The following is a 21,657-nucleotide window of genomic DNA, read 5'->3' on the forward strand; positions in this document are numbered from 1 at the left end:
ATTCCAATGCAAGCAAAAGCTGTTGCTAATACAGTTCGTATTGCTCCTCGTAAAGCTCGTTTAGTCGTAGATTTAATTCGAGGTAAGCAAGTAGGCGAAGCAGTATCAATTTTAAAGCTAACTCCAAAGGCTGCTTCACCAATCATAGAAAAAGTATTAAAATCTGCTATCGCTAACGCAGAGCATAACTACGAAATGGATATTAATAACTTAGTGGTTGAACAAGCATACGTAAATGAAGGACCAACACTTAAACGTTTCCGTCCTCGTGCGATGGGACGTGCAAGTCAAATCAACAAACGTACTAGTCACATCACTATCGTTGTATCAGAAAAGAAGGAGGGATAATCAGTGGGTCAAAAAGTAAATCCAGTCGGTTTGCGTGTCGGAATCATTCGTGATTGGGAATCAAAATGGTACGCAGGTAAAGACTATGCTGATCTTTTACACGAAGACCTTAAAGTTCGTGAGTATATCACTAAACGTTTAAACGATGCATCTGTTTCTAAAGTAGAAATCGAGCGTGCAGCTAATCGTTTAAATGTTACAATCCACACTGCTAAACCTGGTATGGTAATTGGTAAAGGTGGTACTGAAGTTGAAGCTTTACGTAAAGCTTTAAACTCACTTACTGGCAAACGTGTACACATCAATATTCTTGAAATTAAAAAAGCGGATATGGATGCAAAACTAGTTGCTGAGAATATTGCTCGTCAATTAGAAAACCGTGTTTCATTCCGTCGTGCACAAAAACAAGCTATCCAACGTTCAATGCGTGTTGGTGCTAAAGGTATTAAAACAATGGTATCAGGTCGCTTAGGCGGAGCAGATATCGCTCGTTCAGAGTCTTACAGTGAGGGTACAGTTCCTCTTCATACTTTACGCGCAGATATCGATTATGCTGCTGCAGAAGCCGATACTACTTATGGTAAATTAGGCGTTAAAGTATGGATCTATCGTGGAGAGATCCTTCCAGCTAAGAAGAAAACTGTGGAAGGAGGCAAATAATATGTTACTACCTAAACGTGTAAAATATCGTCGTGTACACCGTGGGAAAATGCGCGGTCAAGCAAAAGGCGGTACTGAAGTTACTTTCGGTGAATATGGTTTACAATCTTTAGAAGCATCTTGGATTACAAACCGACAAATTGAATCAGCTCGTATTGCGATGACTCGTTATATGAAACGTGGCGGTAAAGTTTGGATTAAAATATTCCCACATAAGCCTTACACTGCAAAGCCTCTTGAAGTCCGCATGGGTTCCGGTAAGGGTGCTCCAGAAGGTTGGGTAGCAGTTGTTAAGCCTGGTAAAATAATGTTTGAAGTTGCTGGTGTATCTGAAGAGATCGCTCGTGAAGCACTTCGTCTTGCAGCGCACAAACTTCCAGTTAAATGTAAGTTTGTAAAACGTGAAGAAATTGGTGGTGAAACTAATGAAAGCTAATGAAATTCGTGACCTTACCACTGCAGAAATTGAACAAAAAGTTAAATCCTTAAAAGAAGAGCTTTTCAACCTTCGCTTTCAATTAGCGACTGGACAACTTGAAAATACAGCTCGCATTCGTGAAGTACGCAAAGCGATTGCTCGAATGAAAACAGTCATTCGTGAAAGAGAAATCGGCGTCAACAATCGATAACGTGAGAGGAGGTTCGTACAATGAGCGAACGCAATCAACGCAAAGTCTATACTGGACGTGTTGTTTCAGACAAAATGGATAAGACAATAGCTGTTGTTGTTGAAACATATAAAAAACATTCATTATACGGCAAGCGCGTGAAATACTCTAAGAAGTATAAAGCTCACGATGAGCAAAACGCAGCAAAAATCGGCGATGTAGTCCGTATTATGGAAACTCGTCCATTATCCGCTACAAAACGTTTCCGTCTTGTAGAAGTAGTAGAAAAAGCAGTTATTATCTAATTGTTCGGAAATAAGCTTCATCCCGAAGGGAGGTTACACACATGATTCAACAAGAATCACGTTTGAAAGTTGCTGACAACTCTGGTGCTCGTGAAGTACTTACAATTAAAGTTCTTGGTGGTTCAGGCCGCAAAACTGCAAACATCGGTGATGTTATCGTTGTTACTGTAAAGCAAGCAACACCAGGTGGCGTTGTTAAAAAAGGTGACGTTGTTAAAGCAGTAGTTGTAAGAACTAAAAGTGGTGTTCGTCGTAAAGACGGTACTTACATTCGTTTCGATGAAAACGCATGTGTAATTATCCGTGACGATAAAAGTCCACGTGGAACACGTATCTTTGGACCAGTTGCACGTGAACTTCGCGATAACAACTTTATGAAAATTGTATCATTAGCTCCAGAAGTACTATAATATAAATCTAATTGCCTTTAAGGAGGTGCGAAAAGATGCATGTAAAAAAAGGTGACAAAGTAATGGTCATCTCTGGTAAGGATAAAGGCAAAACTGGTGTTGTTATTGCAGCGTTTCCTAAGAAAAACCGTGTGGTTGTTGAAGGAATCAACATTGTAAAAAAACACTCTAAGCCATCCCAATTGAATCCACAAGGTGGAATCAATGACCAGGAAGCAGCTATTCATGTATCCAACGTTATGCCTATCGACCCTAAAACTGGTACTCCTACTCGTGTAGGTACAAAAACGGTTGATGGTAAAAAAGTACGCGTAGCGAAAAAATCCGGTGAAATTCTAGATAAATAGTTCAATGAAGAAGGGAGGTACAATGAATGAACCGCCTAAAAGAAAAATTTGTTAAAGAAACTACTCCTGCTCTTATGAGCAAGTTCAATTATAAATCAGTAATGCAAGTTCCGAAACTTGAAAAAATCGTAATCAACATGGGTGTTGGCGATGCTGTTGCAAATGCAAAAGCTCTAGACGTTGCTGTTGAAGAATTATCAATAATAACTGGTCAAAAACCAGTAATTACTCGCGCAAAAAAATCTATTGCAGGTTTCCGTCTACGTGAGGGAATGCCAATCGGTGCAAAAGTTACACTTCGTGGAGAACGCATGTATGAATTTTTTGATAAATTAGTATCTGTATCTCTTCCACGTGTACGTGACTTCCGTGGTATATCTAAAAAATCGTTTGATGGTCGTGGTAACTACACTTTAGGTGTAAAAGAACAATTAATTTTCCCTGAAATTGATTACGATAAAGTAAACAAAGTAAGAGGAATGGATATTGTTATTGTTACAACTGCAAATACTGATGAAGAAGCTCGTGAACTTTTAACTCAATTTGGAATGCCGTTCCAAAAGTAATCTCTAATTAGAGGGAGGCGAAGATGTGGCTAAGAAGTCAATGATTGCGAAACAAAAACGCACGCCTAAATACAAAGTACAAGAATATACACGTTGCGAACGTTGTGGACGTCCACATTCTGTGTACCGTAAATTTAAGCTTTGCCGTATTTGTTTCCGTGAATTAGCATATAAGGGACAAATTCCTGGTGTGAAAAAAGCTAGCTGGTAAAACCCCATTTTGGGAAGGAGGTTAAAACAATGGTTATGACAGATCCAATTGCAGATTTGCTTACAAGAATCCGTAATGCGAATATGGTTCGTCACGAAAAATTAGAAGTACCTGCTTCTAACATGAAAAAAGAAATCGCTGAAATTTTAAAGCGTGAAGGTTTCGTGCGTGATGTTGAATATATTGAAGATAACAAACAAGGAATTATCCGCATTTTCCTAAAATACGGTTCTAGCAACGAGCGTGTAATTACTGGACTTAAACGTATTAGTAAACCTGGACTTCGTGTTTATGCGAAAGCTACAGAAGTGCCACGTGTATTAAACGGTCTTGGTATTGCATTAGTTTCTACTTCTCAAGGAGTAATTACTGATAAAGAAGCTCGCGCTAAACAAGTTGGCGGAGAAGTTTTAGCATACGTTTGGTAATATAGTTTTAATTGAATGGAGGTGCAACTAAATGTCTCGCGTAGGTAAAAAACCAATTGAAGTACCAGCAGACGTTACAGTTACTATTGATAAAAGTACTGTAACGGTTAAAGGTCCTAAAGGTGAATTAACTCGTACTTTTAATTCAGATATTGCAATCGAATTAGAGGGTAACGTGATTAATATTTCTCGTCCATCTGACGCAAAGGAGCATCGTGCTCTACACGGTACAACTCGTGCTTTGTTAGCAAACATGGTGGAGGGAGTATCAAAAGGTTTCGAAAGAGGTCTTGAATTAATCGGGGTTGGTTATCGTGCTCAAAAACAAGGAACTAAACTTGTCTTGAACGTAGGTTACTCTCACCCAGTTGAAATCGAACCAGAAGCTGGTCTTGAAATCGAAGTACCATCAGCAACTAAAATAGTTGTAAGAGGTACAAATAAAGAACGTGTTGGTGCTCTTGCTGCTAACATTCGTGATGTTCGTCCACCAGAACCTTATAAAGGCAAAGGTATTCGTTATGAAGGCGAATTTGTACGTAGAAAAGAAGGTAAAACAGGTAAGTAATGCCGCATAGGTAAACGAAAGGAGTGACCTAAATGATTATAAAGGCTGATAAAAATCAAGTCCGCAGAAAAAGACATGCACGTGTGCGTTCTAAACTTAGCGGTACTCAAGCTCGTCCTCGTTTAAACGTGTTCCGTTCAAATAAACACATTTACGCTCAGCTTATCGATGATGTAAACGGCGTTACAATTGCTAACGCTTCTACATTAGATAAAGAACTGAACTTAGATTCTGCTAGCAACTTAGATGCTGCTGTTAAGATCGGTGAATTAGTAGCTAAACGTGCAGTAGAAAAAGGTGTTAAAGCAGTTGTTTTTGATCGCGGAGGGTATTTATACCATGGTCGCGTAAAAGCTTTAGCTGATGCTGCTCGTGAGAACGGCCTAGAATTTTAATAGATAAAGGAGGGACATAAAAAGATGCGTCGTATTGATCCAAACAAACTTGAACTAGAAGAACGCGTAGTTACAGTTAACCGTGTAGCGAAAGTTGTTAAAGGTGGACGTCGTTTTCGTTTCTCTGCTCTAGTAGTAGTTGGGGACAAAAATGGTAACGTTGGTTTTGGTACTGGTAAAGCACAAGAAGTACCTGATGCAATTCGCAAAGCGGTTGAAGATGCGAAGAAAAATCTAATTGAAGTGCCTATGGTTAGCACTACAATACCACACCAAGTAATCGGACATTTTGGTGCTGGTGAAATTTTATTAAAGCCTGCTTCTGAAGGTACTGGTGTTATCGCTGGTGGTCCAGTGCGTGCTGTACTTGAATTAGCTGGTGTAGCTGATATTCTATCTAAATCTTTAGGTTCTAACACACCAATTAACATGGTTCGTGCAACTTTAGACGGTTTAAAACAATTAAAACGTGCTGAAGACGTAGCTAAGTTACGTGGTAAATCAGTGGAAGAACTGTTAGGATAAGGAGGGAAATTAAATGGCAAACAAATTGGAAATTACCCTCACTAAAAGCGTAATTGGTCGTCCGCAAGACCAACGCGAAACAGTTAAAGCTTTAGGGTTACGTAAAGTAAACCAAACAGTTGAGCAACAAGATAATGCTGCAATCCGTGGCATGATCAATAAAGTTTCTCATCTTGTAAGTGTTAAAGAAAACTAAAATTCATTCTTCTTCAAGAAGGAGGTGCCAATATGAAACTTCATGAATTAAAACCTGCAGAAGGGTCTCGTCAAGAACGTAAACGCAAAGGACGCGGTATCGGTTCAGGTAATGGTAAAACTGCTGGTAAAGGTCATAAAGGTCAAAACGCACGTTCGGGTGGAGGTGTAAGACCAGGATTCGAAGGTGGTCAAACTCCTTTATTCCGTCGTTTACCAAAACGTGGTTTTACAAACATCAACCGTAAAGAATATGCAGTTGTTAACCTTGACGTTCTAAATCGTTTTGAAGATGGAGCAGAAGTTACTCCAGAACTTCTTATCGAAACAGGAATCGTTAGTAACGAAAAAGCAGGAATCAAAATTCTTGCAAGAGGCAAAGTAGAGAAAAAGCTTACAGTCAAAGCACATAAATTCTCCTCTGCTGCAAAGGAAGCTATTGAAGCTGCCGGCGGTCAAACTGAGGTGATCTAATGTTTCAGACAATCTCCAATTTTATGCGCGTGGGTGAAATAAGACGTAAAATCATATTCACCCTATTAATGTTGATTATATTTCGTATTGGAACCTTTATACCGGTTCCATACGTTAATGCGGATTACTTACAGTCACAAGATGCATTTAGTGCCTTTGGGATTTTAAATACCTTTGGCGGCGGTGCATTGAAGAACTTTTCCATTCTTGCAATGGGGATTATGCCATATATTACAGCATCTATTATCGTAAGCTTATTGCAAATGGATGTTGTTCCGAAGTTCACAGAATGGTCTAAACAAGGTGAGGTTGGCCGCCGTAAATTAACGCAGTTTACACGCTACTTTACAATTGTTTTAGGGTTCATACAAGCTTTTGGAATGTCATATGGCTTTAATAATCTTGCAGGTGGAGCATTGATAACAAAATCGGGTATAACTTCTTACTTGGTTATAGCTGTTGTATTAACAGCTGGAACTTCTTTTCTTATGTGGTTAGGTGAACTAATCACAGCAAAAGGGGTAGGAAATGGTATCTCGATTATTATCTTTGCAGGTATCGCAGCAGGAATTCCATCTATTGCTAACCAAATTTATGCTCAGCAATTTGATAATCCTGGTGATCAACTTTTCTTGCGCATAGCAACAATGCTTCTACTTTTAGTGGCAATTGTTGCAATTGTTGTAGGAGTTATATTTATACAACAAGCACTTAGAAAAATACCTATCCAGTATGCTAAAAGAATGGTTAATGGCAATAGCGCAGCTGGTGGACAATCAACGCATTTGCCGTTGAAAGTAAACTCTGCTGGTGTTATTCCAGTTATCTTTGCAGTTTCGTTTCTTGTAACTCCAAGAACGATTGCTTCATTCTTTGAGCAAAATGATGTAACAACTTGGATTCAAAATGTATTTGATTATACTCATCCAATTGGAATGATTATATATACAGTACTTATTTTTGCATTTACCTATTTTTATGCGTTTATTCAAGTTAACCCAGAACAATTGGCAGAGAACTTAAATAAACAAGGTGGATATATTCCAGGTATAAGACCAGGTAAAAATACGCAAGAATATTTAACACGTGTTCTATCTCGTTTAACATTAGTAGGTGCACTCTTCTTATCCGCTATTGCAATTTTACCTGTTTTCTTCATTAAGATAGCAGATTTACCACAATCTGCTCAAATTGGTGGAACAAGTATACTAATTGTAGTCGGTGTCGCTTTAGAAACAATGAAGCAATTAGAGACGCAACTAGTTAAACGTCACTATAAAGGTTTTATTAAATAGAGTAATTTAGGGGACATATGTCCCTTGAATTATATGTTAAAGACTTTAGGGGGAATACGCATGAATTTGGTCTTAATGGGACTCCCTGGCGCAGGTAAAGGTACACAAGCCGAGAAGATTGTCGATAAATATGGCATCCCTCATATCTCAACTGGTGATATGTTTCGTGCTGCAATGAAAGATGAAACAGAGCTTGGGCTAAAGGCAAAATCATTTATGGATAAAGGTGAATTAGTACCAGATGAAGTTACAATTGGTATTGTTCACGAAAGACTTAGTAAGGAAGACTGCAAGAGAGGTTTTCTTCTTGATGGATTCCCACGTACAGTACCACAAGCTGATGCTTTAGAGGGTATCTTGTTTGATTTAGGAAAGAAACTAGATTATGTTATCAATGTTCAAGTAGATAAAGATATTTTAATGGAAAGATTAACAGGTCGCCGCATTTGCAAAAGTTGCGGGGCAACATATCATTTAGTATTTAACCCACCAGCACAATCTGATGTATGTGATCGTTGTGGTGGCGAGTTATATCAACGTGCTGATGATAATGAAGCAACTGTTAATAATCGTTTAGAGGTTAATATTAAACAATCTCAGCCATTACTTGATTTCTATGGAGCAAAAGGTTATCTAAAAGATGTTGATGGCCAACAAGATATTCAAAAAGTATTTTTAGATCTTGATGTTTTGCTAAGTACTTTAAAATAAACAATCGTTTATTCCATACTTTTGCTTAGACTAATCTGAATCTAGCATGGACTTAAATCAGAGTTAACAAATAGAAGAATTGGGATGAAATGGCTAAGGAGTTTATTCCTAAACATGATGCATTTCCTTTTTTCAAAAGGTATAATAATTTTTATGGTTATATCTGTAACAAATAAAGTATAACCATGTTGTTTAAACATGTTTATCTTCGTTTAAAAGATTAATCAATTTAGATAATTGGTGCAGAGTATTTTGGATTTCATGGTAGCTCCGCTTGACTTGCTTTTTTATCTAGTAGTGAAGAAGGTAATGTAACTATTATTCTTTCTATTATGGACATACGGTATTGTACCAGGTGTGCGCTATTGATAACTCCTATTTATTATATTAGATGCGGAATCTAAGTGACTTTTTTGAGTGTATAAGGTATGTGCTTATAAAAATAGGGATACACTCTAAGGGAAGATTATCCTTTAATGGTTATTTTCTATCTGCACATAATACTGGAATGTTATTAAAAGATTCGGTAAGATATTACACTAGCTAATGATAGAATATTGCTGGAAGAAAGTATAATGTTAGTTCTCTGACATACTATCTACAACAAAGTTTCTAACTAATGCCTATAGTAATGCGGTAGCATTAATTAATTCTGAATAATATTTCGTAAACTTTTACAATAATATTGTAAATTATAGCGGACGAAATTGCTTATTATATGTTATAATTATTTGGTTGCTGTCAAATGGCAATTCATTATATTATAAGAAGAGTTCAGATTAGTTTGATGTAAACGGATCGTGTTTTAAGCGAAAAGTTGCACTTTACTATAGTAAGATAAACGTGATTTCGTATTTAAATAAGGAAGGGAGACATATTCGATGGCTAAAGACGATGTAATCGAAATAGAAGGCACAATAACTGAAACTTTGCCGAACGCCATGTTTAAAGTAGAATTAGAAAATGGTCATACTGTATTGGCTCACGTTTCTGGTAAAATTCGTATGCATTTTATTCGTATTTTACCTGGTGATAAAGTAACGGTTGAGTTATCTCCATATGACTTAACTCGCGGAAGAATTACTTACCGCTTTAAATAATCTGATTGCACTCCGTACTATCAAGGAGGTTAGGATAATGAAAGTTAGACCATCTGTAAAACCAATCTGCGAAAAGTGTAAGGTTATCCGCAGACGTGGGAAAGTTATGGTTATCTGTGAAAACCCTAAACATAAACAAAAACAAGGTTAATAAAAAGGAGGTGCGCATATAGATGGCACGTATTGCTGGTGTGGATATTCCACGTGAAAAGCGTGTAGTAATTTCATTAACATACATTTATGGTATTGGAAAAAATACTGCACAAAAAGTTTTAGCTGAAGCAGGAGTTTCTGAAGATACTCGTGTGCGTGATTTAACGGAAGATGAATTAAACAAAATCCGTAATATCATTGACAAATTAAAAGTTGAAGGTGATCTTCGTCGTGAAATCTCTTTAAACATTAAACGTTTAATGGAGATTGGATGTTATCGTGGTCTTCGTCACCGTCGCGGTTTACCGGTTCGTGGACAAAATACGAAAAACAACGCTCGTACACGCAAAGGTCCTCGTAAGACTGTAGCTAACAAGAAAAAATAATCAGTAAAGGAGGTACTATAAATGGCACGTAAAACTAATACACGTAAACGTCGTGTTAAAAAGAATATAGAAGCAGGTATTGCTCACATTCGTTCAACATTCAACAATACAATAGTTACAATTACTGATGTTCATGGAAATGCTCTTTCTTGGTCAAGTGCTGGAGCTCTTGGATTTAGAGGTTCTCGTAAATCTACTCCATTTGCTGCACAAATGGCTGCAGAAACTGCTGCAAAAACTTCTATGGAACATGGTATGAAAACTCTTGAAGTAACAGTTAAAGGACCAGGTGCTGGCCGTGAAGCTGCAATTCGTGCTCTTCAAGCTGCAGGTCTAGAAGTTACGGCAATTAGAGATGTAACTCCAGTTCCTCATAATGGCTGCCGACCACCAAAACGTCGCCGAGTTTAATTTTTCTGTATAAAATTTATATCCTTGTCTATAATGGGATATGACTGAAGCTTTTTAAATGATTACAGAAAAATTTTTCCAGTTGTTGTGCACAATGCGGGAACGTAAACATGGGGAATTTCGGCTAATAATTTAGCTGAGGTTTCGACGTTTTGAAGGAGGGTATATTTTGATGATCGAAATAGAAAAACCAAAAATCGAAACGGTTGAGATCAACGATGAGGCCAAATACGGCAAATTCGTCGTAGAGCCACTTGAGCGCGGATATGGTACTACTTTGGGTAACTCCTTACGTCGTATTCTATTATCCTCACTCCCTGGTGCCGCTATCACATCCATTCAAATTGATGGGGTACTTCATGAGTTCTCAACAATTGAAGGCGTCGTAGAAGATGTAACATCTATCATATTAAACATCAAAAAACTAGCATTGAAAATCTATTCTGATGATGAGAAAACTTTAGAAATAGATATTCAAGGTGAAGGTGTAGTTACAGCAGCTGATATTACACATGATAGTGACGTAGAAATTTTAAATCCGGATCTTTATATTGCTACATTAGGTTCAAATGGGAATATGCGTATGCGTTTAACAGCTAAGCGCGGACGTGGTTATATTCCTGCTGAACAAAATAAGCGTGAGGATCAGCCTATTGGTGTAATTCCTATTGACTCTATTTATACACCTGTATCTAGAGTATCTTATCAAGTTGAGAATACTCGTGTTGGTCAATTGACTAATTATGATAAATTAACGTTTGACGTTTGGACTGACGGTAGTACAGGTCCTCAAGATGCAATTGCACTTGGTGCAAAGATCTTAACGGAGCATTTGAATATCTTTGTTGGTTTAACTGATGAAGCGCAAAATGCTGAGATTATGGTTGAAAAAGAAGAAGATCAAAAAGAAAAAGTTCTTGAGATGACGATTGAAGAATTGGATTTATCTGTTCGTTCTTATAACTGCTTAAAACGTGCTGGTATTAATACAGTACAAGAGCTAGCTAATAAAACAGAAGAAGATATGATGAAAGTTCGAAATCTAGGTAGAAAATCTCTTGAAGAAGTTAAACATAAGTTAGAAGAACTTGGCTTAGGCCTAAGAAAAGACGACTGATTGAACATTTAATGATAACAGTCATCTTAGAATTTCAACAAAAGGAGGGAATCTCACATGGGTTACAGAAAGTTAGGACGTACTAGTGCACAACGTAAAGCTATGTTACGCGACTTAGCAACAGACTTAATCATCAATGAGCGAATTGAAACAACTGAAGCTCGTGCAAAAGAACTTCGTTCTGTTGTAGAAAAAATGATTACACTTGGTAAGCGTGGAGATCTTCATGCTCGTCGTCAAGCTGCTGCATACATTCGTCATGAAGTTGCTAATGCTGAAACAAACCAAGATGCAGTTCAAAAACTATTCAGTGATGTTGCTGGTCGTTACAATGAACGCCAAGGCGGATACACACGCATTATGAAATTGGGACCTCGTCGTGGAGACGGAGCACCAATGGTAATCATCGAGTTAGTTTAATAGACACTTAAAAGACAACAAGGGTGCGGGACAGTTTATATTGATATGAAACTTGTTCGAGTACCCTTTTTCTTTAATTGGATTAAACTATTATTAACAGGCCACCTATAGAGTGTTACGATGAGCGTTAATGAAAGAAGAAATAAAATAATGTTAATGACTCGTCTAGCTCGTGCACCTCATTTATATTAATATTATAAATAGAGGTGCGGGCTTTTTTGTATTTTTTAATGAACTTTGCTGGGTGCTACGAGATGGATAGCATAAGAGAAAACAGATTAACCTTAGGTAGAATAATGTAGAGAAGTATAATGGGGATTATCACTCAATAATCTTATGTTAAACCAATTCAAAGCTCGCCCAATTGGCGGGTTTTCTTTTTATTTAAAAAGACGTGGAGGAAAATAGATGAACCAAAAAGTACTGGTATCTGTTGAAAATGTATCCTTCCGATATAATGAAGAAGGGGATAAGGCTTTGGATGACGTTTCTTTTCAGGTCAAAGAAGGGGAATGGGTGGCCATTGTCGGTCATAATGGCTCTGGAAAATCTACTCTTGCTAAGTTATTAAATGGTTTGTATTTTCCTAATGAGGGTTCTATTATAATTGATCATAATGTATTATCAGAGGATTCTGTATGGGAAACGAGAAAAAAAATAGGGATGGTTTTTCAGAATCCTGATAATCAGTTTGTCGGCACAACTGTAAAGGATGATGTGGCTTTTGGTTTAGAAAATAATGGGATTCCAAGAGAAGACATGATAAAAAGAGTGGAGTATGCTTTAAGTAAAGTAAAGATGTTATCTTTTCTCGATCAAGAGCCGCACCATCTATCGGGGGGGCAAAAACAAAGGGTTGCAATTGCAGGCGTTATAGCACTAAAACCTGCTGTCATCGTTTTAGATGAAGCTACATCTATGTTAGATCCACAAGGTAGAGAAGAAGTATTGCAGCTTATTAAAGAATTGAGAGAACAGAAAATGACCGTTATTTCGATCACTCATGATTTAGATGAGGCATCCAAAGCTGATAAAATTATTGTAATGAATAAAGGAAAAGTATATGCAGTAGGAACGCCAGCGGAAATATTTCAATTAGATAAAGAACTAATAGAGATAGGCTTAGATATTCCTTTTACAATTAAGTTAAAAAGTGAATTAGCTAATAAAGGAATAAATCTTATGAATGTATATTTATCAGAAGAAGAGTTGGTGACAGAATTATGGACATCTCACTTCAAAAAGTAGATTATCGTTATCAAGTTAATACGCCTTTTGAAAGATTAGCTATTCAAAATGTAGATATAGATATATCAAAAGGAATATATATGGCGATTATTGGACATACAGGTTCAGGGAAGTCTACCGTATTACAGCATTTAAATGGACTATTGATTCCCTCTGAAGGTATAGTTATTATCGGTGATAGAAGACTTGAAGCTAAAAAAAGGCATAAAAACTTGCGGACTATTCGTCAAAAAGTAGGGATTGTCTTTCAATTTCCGGAACAACAGTTATTTGAAGAAACGGTAGAAAAAGATATATGTTTTGGTCCCTTGAATTTTGGGATTTCAGAAAATGATGCAAAACTGCGTGCTAAAAAAGCGTTAGCTGAGGTTGGTCTATCAGAGGACGTGCTTCAAAAGTCTCCTTTTGACCTATCAGGAGGACAAATGCGAAGAGTGGCGATTGCTGGGGTGTTAGCTATGGAACCAGATGTGCTAGTCCTTGATGAACCTACAGCTGGCCTTGATCCAAAAGGCCGAAAAGAAATCATGGATATGTTTTATGACCTGCATAAAAAAAGAAACCTAACAACTGTGCTTGTTACACATAGTATGGAAGATGCTGCTTTATATGCGGAGAAAATAGTGATTATGAATAAGGGAAAAGTATATAAAAGTGGAACACCAGAACAAATATTTTCTAAAGCTGATGAATTGCAAGAAATTGGATTGAATCTTCCGGAGGTTGTGCGTTTTCAACAAAAGATAGAAGCTAGATTTGGAAGAAAGATGAAACAAGTTCATTTAAATATGGAAAGTTTTATATTAGAGTTTGTAAGTTATTTGAGAGAGGGCGTAGAAAGCACATGATGGGGAAAATGCTGATTGGCCGATTTGTGCCTCTTGATTCAACTTTGCACCGTATGGATCCACGAGCCAAACTAATTGTAGTTTTTTTATTTATCTGTATTGTTTTTTTTGCAACGAACAGTTGGGGCTATTTGCTTTTAATAGCATATGTACTTTTTATGACGATTCTTTCCAAAGTGCCTATTAAATATATATATATTGGATTGAAGCCAGTATTATGGTTAATACTATTTACTTTTTTTCTTCATCTTTTTTTTACTAAAGAAGGAGATTTGTTCTTTCATTATGGCTGGATTAGTATATATGAAGAAGGGGTACGAATGGGTATTCTTATATCGATTCGGTTCTTTTTGCTTATTATTATGACATCGCTACTCACTTTAACTACAACGCCGATTGAATTGACGGATGCTATTGAAACTTTATTAGCACCATTAAAAAAGGTGAAATTTCCTGTTCATGAGCTTGCTTTAATGATGTCCATCTCACTGAGGTTCATTCCTACCTTGATGGATGAAACAGAAAAAATTATGAAAGCTCAAATTGCAAGGGGTGTAGAATTCTCTAGTGGGCCAATAAAGAATCGTATAAAGGCAATTGTCCCTCTTTTTATCCCGTTGTTTGTTAATTCATTTAAACGAGCTGAAGAATTGGCTATTGCAATGGAAGCTAGGGGATACCAGGGTGGAGAAGGACGCACTAAGTATAGGCAGCTAACATGGCAAATGACAGATACTGTAATGATTATTATATTGCTTCTAGTTACTGCATTCCTTCTGTTATTAAGAGGATAATGGAGAAAAATATGCAACGATATAAATGTGAAATAATCTACGATGGCTCTGCTTATTGTGGCTTTCAAATTCAACCGAAAGACCGAACTGTACAAGGAGAGATAGAAAGAGCATTAAAGAAGCTGCATAAAGGCGTAGATGTTAAAATCCAAGCCTCTGGGCGAACGGATGCAGGCGTACATGCAGTGGGACAAGTTATTCATTTTGATTCAGATTTAGATATTCCTATAGGAAAATGGGAGCTAGCGTTAAATACGCTTTTGCCGCATGAGATTGTGGTAGCTAAAACAGAAGCTGTTAGTAATAATTTTCATGCTAGATATAATGTTACTGGTAAGGAATATCGCTATTTTATTCAGCTAGGCGAAAGAAGAGATCCCTTTAAACGTAATTATGCTTATTATTATCCATATCCATTAAATCTTGATGCCATGAGAGAGGCAATGAATTATTTTGTTGGAGAATTTGATTTCACCAGTTTTTGTTCAGCAAAAACGGATAAAGAAGATAAAATAAGAAAAATTACCTCCATGGAGTTAATAGAAGAAGAGAATATGTTAATATTTAGCTTTAAAGGAAATGGTTTTTTGTATAATATGGTACGTATTATTATTGGCACTCTTTTAGATGTTGGAAGAGGGAAAAAACGTCCCGATTCTATCCCTGCTATCATTGCAGGAAAAGATCGAAAACTTGCTGGTAAAACGGCTTCTGCTAATGGTTTGTATTTATGGAAAGTGCATTATTAGAGAAAAGAATAGAGTTTTTTTGTTTTTCAAAAAAAAACTCATAACAACTAATCCTGGTGTAACATTTCCTTGACATATACAATTCTAGGATATATCATAATATGGTATGTATTTTAACCCCACATTAAGCCCCGGAACTTAATTGTGTGAACATATAGACGTAATAAAACTTAAATTAATTTATTGAAAAAATTTCAATTTCAGGAGGGAAAACTAATGCGTACAACGTTTATGGCTAATTCAAATACTGTTGATCGTAAATGGTACGTTATTGATGCTGAAGGCAAAACTTTAGGTCGTCTTTCTAGTGAAGTGGCATCAATACTACGTGGTAAACATAAACCAACTTTCACACCACATGTGGACACTGGTGATAATGTTATTATCTTAAATGCTTCAAAAATCGAATTGACTGGTAAAAAATTAACTGACAAAATTTACTACCGTCATACAATGCACCCAGGTGGATTAAAATCAAGAACAGCATTAGAAATGCGCACAAACTACCCTGAGAAAATGTTGGAACTTGCTATTAAAGGCATGCTTCCTAAAAATTCTCTTGGTCGTCAAATGTTTAAAAAATTACATGTATACGCTGGTAGCGAGCATCCGCACCAAGCACAACAACCAGAAGTTTACGAACTTCGCGGATAATTATTAAGGGAGGTAAAAGAAATGGCACAGGTTCAATATATCGGTACTGGTCGTCGTAAAAGCTCCGTTGCACGTGTTCGTTTAGTTCCAGGCGACGGTAAAATCATCATCAATGGTCGTGAAATCGAAACTTATATTCCGTTTGCAGCTTTACGTGAAGTTGTTAAACAACCATTAGTAGCTACTGAAACAACTGGAAGCTACGATATTCTAGTAAATGTTAGCGGTGGAGGATATACTGGTCAAGCTGGAGCTATCCGTCATGGTATCGCTCGTGCTTTACTTCAAGCAGATCCTGAATTCCGTCCAACATTAAAACGTGCAGGATTATTAACTCGTGACGCTCGTATGAAAGAACGTAAAAAATACGGTCTTAAAGGCGCTCGTCGTGCACCTCAGTTCTCAAAACGTTAATTATTATACGTTTCGAAGGCTCTCAAGCTTTTTGCTTGGGGGTCTTTTTTATATTCCAGATATGATACTCTTTTAGTTTCTTTATATATCATTTTGTGAGAAGAAGGAAAAATAATGCATAAGTTGGTGAGAATAAAGTCTGCCTACTATTGGATAGTATTTATAAAAGGAGTAATGATAGTGTTTCAAGAAATAATTGAATGGGCTATGCTAATAATTCCTATTATTTCTTTGTTTTTTCTGCAAAAAGGAGCGTTTAGAAAATATTTATCTGTTTCTCTTTTTGTTACAATTATAAATTCAATTATGTACTTGGCCCCGTGGCATTATAATTGATGGAGGGAAATTGGGCTTTTTAATTAGGATAATATAATTCCTATACACTGGGTGTTTGTTGCTTATCCGATTGCGACTATTTGGATTTTTACGTATACGTTTAGACGTTTTAAGCTATATTGTTTAAATGCTTTACTAGATAGTTTTTATGTTTATGGTTGGTATCCTCAGCAATAATAAAGCCTTTTGCAACATTGCTTATCATGTTGACTGTAAGTATTATTATTTATGGATTTCAATGGTGGTATGAGAAGCAGGATAAGTAAATTTCTCCATTCTTAGCAATAATCATATATATTGGATATGGAAATTTTAAAGGTGTTAGTATCACTCGTTAATCTTAGAAAAAACTAAATTAAGGGGTGAGACACATAGTGACAGTTATTACAAATTTTGATTTAAAAAAAAGAGAAAAACAAATTAAATATGAAAGATCTATACTACGGGACATTTCTATTAAGGACTTAAAAGAAAAAGTAGCAAGGTGCTTTGGATCTTCTAATTTAACTTCTAGTATGATTATGACCTCGGGAATTGAAGAGGCTTGTTATGATGTAGCGATTGAAGCATTTTTACTTGGAGCAAATTTTAGCAAATTCAATATGTATGGTGAAAGTGAACAAGAGGTAAAGCAGAGATGTATAAATGAAGATAGACATCTGAAGGATACTTTATTTCATTTTTTATTATATTGGGGAAGCAAAGAAAGCAGCAAAAATGAATCTCTTCTTTATTTATGTGAGCAATTTGTGGACGAGTGGTGGAATGAAGGGTTTGAGAAGGCGAATAAAAGAAGAAAATTAAAACTTCATTAAGTGTAATAGGGCAGTTGGTTTTCTAACGTAAAGTTAGCGAGCTGGCTGCCTATTTAGTTGTACTTTCAGTTCTAAACGATTTCCTTGTCCCATATAGTATTGTTAAGGACGAGCAGGTAGGGAGGATTGACTAGAGTCGTGAATAAGAAAATGAAAATAAGTATATTTACAATAGGATTGATGCTCCTGTTTTTTATTTTGCAATATGACTTTTCAAATGATGATTCATGGGATGCGTGGAATCTACCTTTAACTGGAAAGATTATTGTCATTGACCCAGGTCATGGTGGCCCAGATGGCGGAGCAGGAGATAAAGATGTTTTAGAAAAGGATGTTGCCTTAAATGTGTCTTTGAAAATAAGAGATTATTTACAGGAACAAGGGGCACTAGTTATTATGACTAGGGAAGAGGATAAGGATTTAGCGAGCGAAAATACAAGGGGCTATCGTAATCGTAAAGTGGAAGATTTAAAAGAAAGATTGAATATCATTAACAAATCGGACGCGGATTTCTTTTTAAGTGTTCATTTAAATGCAATTCCTTCCTCTAAGTGGAGCGGGGCACAAACGTTCTATGCTCCGCATATTAAAGAAAATGAAGTAGCTGCTAAATTTATTCAAGATGAGTTAATAGAAAATTTAGAAAATACAACGAGAAAAGCAAAGCCTCTCGGAAGTGTGTATATATTAAAATATGCTGAAAAGCCAGGAGCTCTTGTAGAAATTGGTTTTTTATCTAATCGGACTGAAAAGTTAAATCTAATGGATGAGAGTTATCAAAATAAAGTAGCTGCTTCTGTTTATAAAGGAATTAATCGTTATTTCACAAATGAAGAAGAAATTAAAGTCGAGGATTAAATGATTGAGAATGATAGGGTGAGCTAAGAGAGATAGAATACTCTCTTTTTTTCTATGTAGATATATTGTGAAGAATAGTTTTGCGGTTTAGTGAAGTCTTTAATGTAAACGTTATAAAAATATATGCTATAATATTTGGTAAAATGAGGGGGATTGTCATGATAACAAAAGATGAAATAGAAAATCTAGTAGAGAGTATGATAGATCCTTTTTTACATAAGACATTATTAGAATTAAATTCCATTAAAGATTTAAAATGGGATGAAGAGAAAAAACATGTCAGTATAAAGATTGCGGTTGCACAGTTAGGCACGCAAGCTCAATTGGAGTTACAAGAAAATATCGTTTCCCTTTTGAAAGGAAATGGTGTAGAGAGTGTGGGGTTGCGATTTAGCGAGCTACCAAGTGGATTAGTAAATGAAATGCTTGAGAATAAGAAAGATAGTGGAAACCCTGTGTATATAGCTATTGCAAGTGGAAAAGGAGGAGTGGGAAAATCAACTGTTTCTGTAAACCTTGCAGTAGCCCTTGCGAGATTAGGGAAAAAGGTTGGAATAATGGATGCTGATATATACGGATTTAGTGTTCCAGATATGATGGGAATCTCTAAGCGTCCTCTTGTCGAAAATGAAAAAATTATACCGGTGGAACGTTTTGGAGTAAAAGTAATTTCAATGGGTTTCTTTGTAGAGGATAATGCCCCGATTATATGGAGAGGGCCAATGCTTGGTAAAATGTTAACTAGTTTTCTAGAGGAAGTACAATGGGGAGAGTTAGATTATCTCATTTTAGACTTGCCTCCAGGAACAGGAGATGTCGCTTTAGACGTCCATACAATGCTCCCTGCGAGTAAAGAGGTTATTGTAACCACACCACATCCGACTGCTGCTTTTGTTGCGGCAAGAGCGGGGGCGATGGCCTTAAAGACAGAACATGATATATTGGGTGTCATTGAAAATATGTCTTATTTTGAAAGCAAAGTTACTGGTGAAAAAGAATATGTATTTGGTAAGGGTGGAGGAATTAAACTAGCAGAGGATTTAGAAGTTCCACTTTTAGGACAGCTTCCATTAGCACAACCGGACTGGAATACAGAAGATTTTGCTCCATCAGTTTATCAAGAGAACCACATGTTAGGTGAAAAATATAAAGAAATAGCAGAGCATATAATCAATGTACTGAAATGATAGAAACAAAAAGGAACTGCTTATTTTATAGAAGTTCCTTTTTGTTTCTGCTAAGATTTGCTGTTTGTAGTGTCTTGGTTAGACGCTGCTTCTTTTGCTGCTTTATCTAAAAGTTCTTGAAACTTACTTTTAAAAGTGGGGGTATCCATTGTTTCTTGCATGATTTTTTCTAAATGTTCCCGGTACTCTGTACTCTTTAATACTTTTTTTATTTCGGATTCTATTGATGGATCTTGCAAAAGCTCTACCATCATTTTTCTATATTCCGAGTCTTTCATTAAGTTTTTCAGTAACTTTTCATTTTCCGTTTTCATACTTTTAGCCATTGTTTCGGCAAATTCTGGATCTTTAAAATTCTCTTTCCAAAATTCAGCTGCTTTATCTGAAGTTAAAGTTTTTTCAATCGTTTCATTTATTGTTTTTTCATTCATAACTAAGTTTTGTTTTATTTCTTCATCACTAATAACGTCACGAATAGCTTTTTTTCCATCGTCTGTTTTTAATATATCAACGATCATTTTTTTTGTTTGATCATAATCCATTTGAGAAGAGGAATCACTATCAGAACATCCACTTAAAATTCCGATCAGTAAAAGAAGAATTACCACTCCTTTTTTTAACATCATTAACTGCCCCTTTCGTGATATATATATCCTAGATGTATTATGCCTGCTAATTATCTATAGTATTTCACATAAAAAAATAAAACATGCGAAAAGTTTAGTCGAGCTAACTTTTCGCATGTTTTATCCTATTAATTAATTTCTTTAGATTTTGAATGTGCATTTGATATCATCGAAGAAACAGTTACAAAATTTAAATGTTTATCTTTCAGATTTTCGATGATGGTCGGAAGTGCACTTGCTGTTTGTTTAGCAGAATCGGAAGCGTGCAGAAGTATGATGTCTCCTTTTTTTGTGTGGGATAAGTTTTTAATGATTTTCTTTTTGCCTGGATTTGTCCAATCTTTAGAATCAATGCTCCAATGGACAAGTGTATAGTTGTATTGATTAGCTATATCTAAAGTTTCTTGGTTGAAGTGACCGGTTGGTGCTCTAACAAGAGATATATCTTTTATATTTAATTTGTCAAAGGCTGTTTTGGCTTTAGAAAGATCTTGAGCAACTTTTTCCTTTTTTATTTCTGAGTAGTCAATGTAGTCATAACCAAGAATACCAATTTCGTGTCCCTCTTTTACAATTCTGTTGACTATATCTGGATGTATTTCTGCCCAAGAGCCCGCAAGAAAGAACGTAGCACTAACCTTCTCTTTTTTAAGAATATTAAGGATAGGTTCCGCTTTTTCATCACCCCAGCCAATGTTAAAAGTAAGTGCGATGTTTTTTTCTCCTTTATAAACCGCTTTTGGTCCATCTTTAGAAGAAAAAACAGGTATTTGTACAATATTCTCCATATATAAAAACCAGGCAGTGAAGAAAGAAACAATAATTATTAACGCAAATTGCTTTAAAGATTTTCCGTTTAGTACATAAAAGATATTCATGCTTTTCACCTCGTCCTAATTATGCTCCTCGTCCAATCCTATGTGAAAAAAACAAGAAGATGACAAAAAAGTTAATAATAATAATGTTTGTGGCAATAATACAGGGAAATATGATGATTAATTTCTTTCTTTATATACATTTAAAGAAGGATTTTATAACTAGTGTTAGGGAGGTAAGTATATGCTTGGTATATTACTAAGCCAAAAAGAAGTAAAGGAGTTTGAATATTTGTTAAAGAGGGAGTTGGATGAAATTTTATTTGATCTTGGAGATGATAGGATTGATAAAAAAGTTAAGTCTGCAATGGTTATTCGATATCAGAATCTTTTCTCTTTGTTTAAAAGGATAGCGTCACCAAAGGAATGTCTGCAATATGTTATCAAAGAAAATAAATATATTGATAAAAATATGAAATAACAGGTTGACTTTGTTTGTTTTTCTTGATATATTTATAAGCGTCACTTCGACGAAGAAAATAAATGTGAAAAAAGTTGTTTTCTTAATAGTTGTGTGATAAGATAGGTTAGTTGCTTTTGAAGTGACTTTTACAAATTGCTCTTTGAAAACTGAACAAACAAAACGTCAACAATAAATGTTTATAACTTCTGTTATAAAC

At 35.9% G+C, this 21,657-nt stretch carries 36 protein-coding genes; 34 read left to right on the forward strand and 2 right to left on the reverse strand.

What is annotated here, in order from left to right; translation table 11 throughout:
* The first annotated feature begins 6 nt into the window (after positions 1-6).
* From rplV to CWS01_RS06295, 33 genes are all read left to right on the forward strand, one after another.
* Positions 7-348, forward strand: coding sequence for a 50S ribosomal protein L22 (rplV, locus tag CWS01_RS06135; protein WP_101176317.1), 342 nt, complete (start codon positions 7-9; stop codon positions 346-348).
* Between the two features lie 3 nt (positions 349-351).
* Positions 352-1,008 carry a 30S ribosomal protein S3 gene (rpsC, locus tag CWS01_RS06140; protein ID WP_101176318.1) on the forward strand — a complete coding sequence of 219 codons (657 nt, stop codon included), beginning with the start codon at positions 352-354 and terminating at the stop codon, positions 1,006-1,008.
* 1 nt (position 1,009) lies between these two features.
* On the forward strand, positions 1,010-1,444 hold the full coding sequence (gene rplP / locus CWS01_RS06145) for a 50S ribosomal protein L16 (RefSeq protein ID WP_101176319.1): 435 nt from the start codon (positions 1,010-1,012) through the stop codon (positions 1,442-1,444).
* Entirely contained in the window at positions 1,434-1,637 is a 204-nt protein-coding gene (gene rpmC, locus CWS01_RS06150; protein WP_003351417.1) for a 50S ribosomal protein L29, read from the forward strand. Before rplP ends, rpmC begins: the two co-directional genes overlap by 11 nt.
* Positions 1,638-1,657: 20 nt before the next feature.
* Positions 1,658-1,921, forward strand: coding sequence for a 30S ribosomal protein S17 (rpsQ, locus tag CWS01_RS06155; RefSeq protein WP_101176320.1), 264 nt, complete (start codon positions 1,658-1,660; stop codon positions 1,919-1,921).
* A 41-nt stretch (positions 1,922-1,962) separates the two neighbouring features.
* Positions 1,963-2,331, forward strand: coding sequence for a 50S ribosomal protein L14 (rplN, locus tag CWS01_RS06160; protein WP_101176321.1), 369 nt, complete (start codon positions 1,963-1,965; stop codon positions 2,329-2,331).
* A gap of 35 nt (positions 2,332-2,366) precedes the next feature.
* Entirely contained in the window at positions 2,367-2,678 is a 312-nt protein-coding gene (gene rplX, locus CWS01_RS06165; protein WP_101176322.1) for a 50S ribosomal protein L24, read from the forward strand.
* Between the two features lie 26 nt (positions 2,679-2,704).
* Positions 2,705-3,244, forward strand: a complete 540-nt coding sequence (gene rplE / locus CWS01_RS06170) for a 50S ribosomal protein L5 (protein ID WP_101176323.1) — start codon at positions 2,705-2,707, stop codon at positions 3,242-3,244.
* A 25-nt stretch (positions 3,245-3,269) separates the two neighbouring features.
* The gene (rpsN, locus tag CWS01_RS06175; RefSeq protein WP_009499044.1) at positions 3,270-3,455 is read left to right on the forward strand and encodes a 30S ribosomal protein S14; all 186 of its coding nucleotides are present in this window, start codon (positions 3,270-3,272) and stop codon (positions 3,453-3,455) included.
* A gap of 29 nt (positions 3,456-3,484) precedes the next feature.
* On the forward strand, positions 3,485-3,883 hold the full coding sequence (gene rpsH, locus CWS01_RS06180; protein WP_101176324.1) for a 30S ribosomal protein S8: 399 nt from the start codon (positions 3,485-3,487) through the stop codon (positions 3,881-3,883).
* Between the two features lie 31 nt (positions 3,884-3,914).
* Complete coding sequence (gene rplF, locus CWS01_RS06185) at positions 3,915-4,451, forward strand: 50S ribosomal protein L6 (protein ID WP_101176325.1); 537 nt, start codon at positions 3,915-3,917, stop codon at positions 4,449-4,451.
* A gap of 32 nt (positions 4,452-4,483) precedes the next feature.
* Positions 4,484-4,846, forward strand: a complete 363-nt coding sequence (gene rplR / locus CWS01_RS06190; protein ID WP_101176326.1) for a 50S ribosomal protein L18 — start codon at positions 4,484-4,486, stop codon at positions 4,844-4,846.
* Between the two features lie 24 nt (positions 4,847-4,870).
* The gene (rpsE, locus tag CWS01_RS06195; protein ID WP_101176327.1) at positions 4,871-5,371 is read left to right on the forward strand and encodes a 30S ribosomal protein S5; all 501 of its coding nucleotides are present in this window, start codon (positions 4,871-4,873) and stop codon (positions 5,369-5,371) included.
* Positions 5,372-5,384: 13 nt separating this feature from the next.
* Positions 5,385-5,567: a 50S ribosomal protein L30 gene (rpmD, locus tag CWS01_RS06200; protein ID WP_101176328.1), complete on the forward strand. Its 183-nt coding sequence runs from the start codon at positions 5,385-5,387 to the stop codon at positions 5,565-5,567.
* A 32-nt stretch (positions 5,568-5,599) separates the two neighbouring features.
* On the forward strand, positions 5,600-6,040 hold the full coding sequence (rplO, locus tag CWS01_RS06205; RefSeq protein ID WP_101176329.1) for a 50S ribosomal protein L15: 441 nt from the start codon (positions 5,600-5,602) through the stop codon (positions 6,038-6,040).
* Positions 6,040-7,335 carry a preprotein translocase subunit SecY gene (gene secY / locus CWS01_RS06210; RefSeq protein WP_101176330.1) on the forward strand — a complete coding sequence of 432 codons (1,296 nt, stop codon included), beginning with the start codon at positions 6,040-6,042 and terminating at the stop codon, positions 7,333-7,335. Before rplO ends, secY begins: the two co-directional genes overlap by 1 nt.
* A gap of 60 nt (positions 7,336-7,395) precedes the next feature.
* Entirely contained in the window at positions 7,396-8,046 is a 651-nt protein-coding gene (locus CWS01_RS06215) for an adenylate kinase (protein WP_101176331.1), read from the forward strand.
* Between the two features lie 881 nt (positions 8,047-8,927).
* Complete coding sequence (gene infA / locus CWS01_RS06220) at positions 8,928-9,146, forward strand: translation initiation factor IF-1 (RefSeq protein ID WP_016204578.1); 219 nt, start codon at positions 8,928-8,930, stop codon at positions 9,144-9,146.
* 37 nt (positions 9,147-9,183) lie between these two features.
* Positions 9,184-9,297 carry a 50S ribosomal protein L36 gene (gene rpmJ, locus CWS01_RS06225; RefSeq protein WP_000868344.1) on the forward strand — a complete coding sequence of 38 codons (114 nt, stop codon included), beginning with the start codon at positions 9,184-9,186 and terminating at the stop codon, positions 9,295-9,297.
* 22 nt (positions 9,298-9,319) lie between these two features.
* Complete coding sequence (rpsM, locus tag CWS01_RS06230; RefSeq protein WP_101176332.1) at positions 9,320-9,685, forward strand: 30S ribosomal protein S13; 366 nt, start codon at positions 9,320-9,322, stop codon at positions 9,683-9,685.
* Positions 9,686-9,706: 21 nt separating this feature from the next.
* Positions 9,707-10,096 (forward strand): 30S ribosomal protein S11, encoded by a 390-nt coding sequence (gene rpsK, locus CWS01_RS06235; protein WP_101176333.1) that lies wholly within the window; start codon positions 9,707-9,709, stop codon positions 10,094-10,096.
* A gap of 172 nt (positions 10,097-10,268) precedes the next feature.
* Positions 10,269-11,213, forward strand: a complete 945-nt coding sequence (locus CWS01_RS06240) for a DNA-directed RNA polymerase subunit alpha (protein WP_101176334.1) — start codon at positions 10,269-10,271, stop codon at positions 11,211-11,213.
* Between the two features lie 57 nt (positions 11,214-11,270).
* A complete protein-coding gene (gene rplQ, locus CWS01_RS06245) occupies positions 11,271-11,633 on the forward strand; it encodes a 50S ribosomal protein L17 (RefSeq protein ID WP_101176335.1) in 363 nt (120 codons plus the stop codon).
* A gap of 408 nt (positions 11,634-12,041) precedes the next feature.
* Positions 12,042-12,881, forward strand: coding sequence for an energy-coupling factor ABC transporter ATP-binding protein (locus tag CWS01_RS06250; RefSeq protein ID WP_101176336.1), 840 nt, complete (start codon positions 12,042-12,044; stop codon positions 12,879-12,881).
* The gene (locus CWS01_RS06255; protein ID WP_101176337.1) at positions 12,857-13,729 is read left to right on the forward strand and encodes an energy-coupling factor ABC transporter ATP-binding protein; all 873 of its coding nucleotides are present in this window, start codon (positions 12,857-12,859) and stop codon (positions 13,727-13,729) included. The genes CWS01_RS06250 and CWS01_RS06255 overlap by 25 nt, the downstream gene beginning before the upstream one ends.
* The gene (locus CWS01_RS06260) at positions 13,726-14,523 is read left to right on the forward strand and encodes an energy-coupling factor transporter transmembrane component T family protein (RefSeq protein ID WP_101176338.1); all 798 of its coding nucleotides are present in this window, start codon (positions 13,726-13,728) and stop codon (positions 14,521-14,523) included. The genes CWS01_RS06255 and CWS01_RS06260 overlap by 4 nt, the downstream gene beginning before the upstream one ends.
* An 11-nt stretch (positions 14,524-14,534) precedes the next feature.
* On the forward strand, positions 14,535-15,272 hold the full coding sequence (gene truA, locus CWS01_RS06265; protein WP_101176348.1) for a tRNA pseudouridine(38-40) synthase TruA: 738 nt from the start codon (positions 14,535-14,537) through the stop codon (positions 15,270-15,272).
* 216 nt (positions 15,273-15,488) lie between these two features.
* Positions 15,489-15,926 carry a 50S ribosomal protein L13 gene (gene rplM / locus CWS01_RS06270; protein WP_101176339.1) on the forward strand — a complete coding sequence of 146 codons (438 nt, stop codon included), beginning with the start codon at positions 15,489-15,491 and terminating at the stop codon, positions 15,924-15,926.
* A gap of 21 nt (positions 15,927-15,947) precedes the next feature.
* Positions 15,948-16,340, forward strand: coding sequence for a 30S ribosomal protein S9 (gene rpsI, locus CWS01_RS06275; RefSeq protein WP_101176340.1), 393 nt, complete (start codon positions 15,948-15,950; stop codon positions 16,338-16,340).
* A 180-nt stretch (positions 16,341-16,520) separates the two neighbouring features.
* Entirely contained in the window at positions 16,521-16,676 is a 156-nt protein-coding gene (locus CWS01_RS06280) for a hypothetical protein (protein ID WP_157827576.1), read from the forward strand.
* Between the two features lie 374 nt (positions 16,677-17,050).
* Positions 17,051-17,491 carry a DUF2521 family protein gene (locus CWS01_RS06285; RefSeq protein ID WP_101176342.1) on the forward strand — a complete coding sequence of 147 codons (441 nt, stop codon included), beginning with the start codon at positions 17,051-17,053 and terminating at the stop codon, positions 17,489-17,491.
* 138 nt (positions 17,492-17,629) lie between these two features.
* On the forward strand, positions 17,630-18,349 hold the full coding sequence (cwlD, locus tag CWS01_RS06290; protein WP_168714362.1) for an N-acetylmuramoyl-L-alanine amidase CwlD: 720 nt from the start codon (positions 17,630-17,632) through the stop codon (positions 18,347-18,349).
* 158 nt (positions 18,350-18,507) lie between these two features.
* Complete coding sequence (locus CWS01_RS06295) at positions 18,508-19,536, forward strand: Mrp/NBP35 family ATP-binding protein (RefSeq protein ID WP_101176344.1); 1,029 nt, start codon at positions 18,508-18,510, stop codon at positions 19,534-19,536.
* Positions 19,537-19,586: 50 nt separating this feature from the next.
* Here CWS01_RS06295 and gerD read toward each other — a convergent pair whose 3' ends face one another.
* Together gerD and pdaB are read right to left on the reverse strand one after the other, a co-directional pair.
* Complete coding sequence (gene gerD / locus CWS01_RS06300; protein WP_235851988.1) at positions 19,587-20,162, reverse strand: spore germination lipoprotein GerD; 576 nt, start codon at positions 20,160-20,162, stop codon at positions 19,587-19,589.
* A gap of 128 nt (positions 20,163-20,290) precedes the next feature.
* Positions 20,291-21,040, reverse strand: a complete 750-nt coding sequence (gene pdaB / locus CWS01_RS06305; RefSeq protein WP_101176346.1) for a polysaccharide deacetylase family sporulation protein PdaB — start codon at positions 21,038-21,040, stop codon at positions 20,291-20,293.
* 181 nt (positions 21,041-21,221) lie between these two features.
* Here pdaB and CWS01_RS06310 point away from each other — a divergent pair, with 181 nt between their 5' ends.
* The gene (locus CWS01_RS06310) at positions 21,222-21,458 is read left to right on the forward strand and encodes a hypothetical protein (protein ID WP_101176347.1); all 237 of its coding nucleotides are present in this window, start codon (positions 21,222-21,224) and stop codon (positions 21,456-21,458) included.
* The last annotated feature ends 199 nt before the right edge of the window (positions 21,459-21,657 follow it).

The sequence above is a fragment of the Niallia nealsonii genome (assembly GCF_002835805.1).
Classification (GTDB): Bacteria; Bacillota; Bacilli; order Bacillales; family Cytobacillaceae; genus Niallia; species Niallia nealsonii.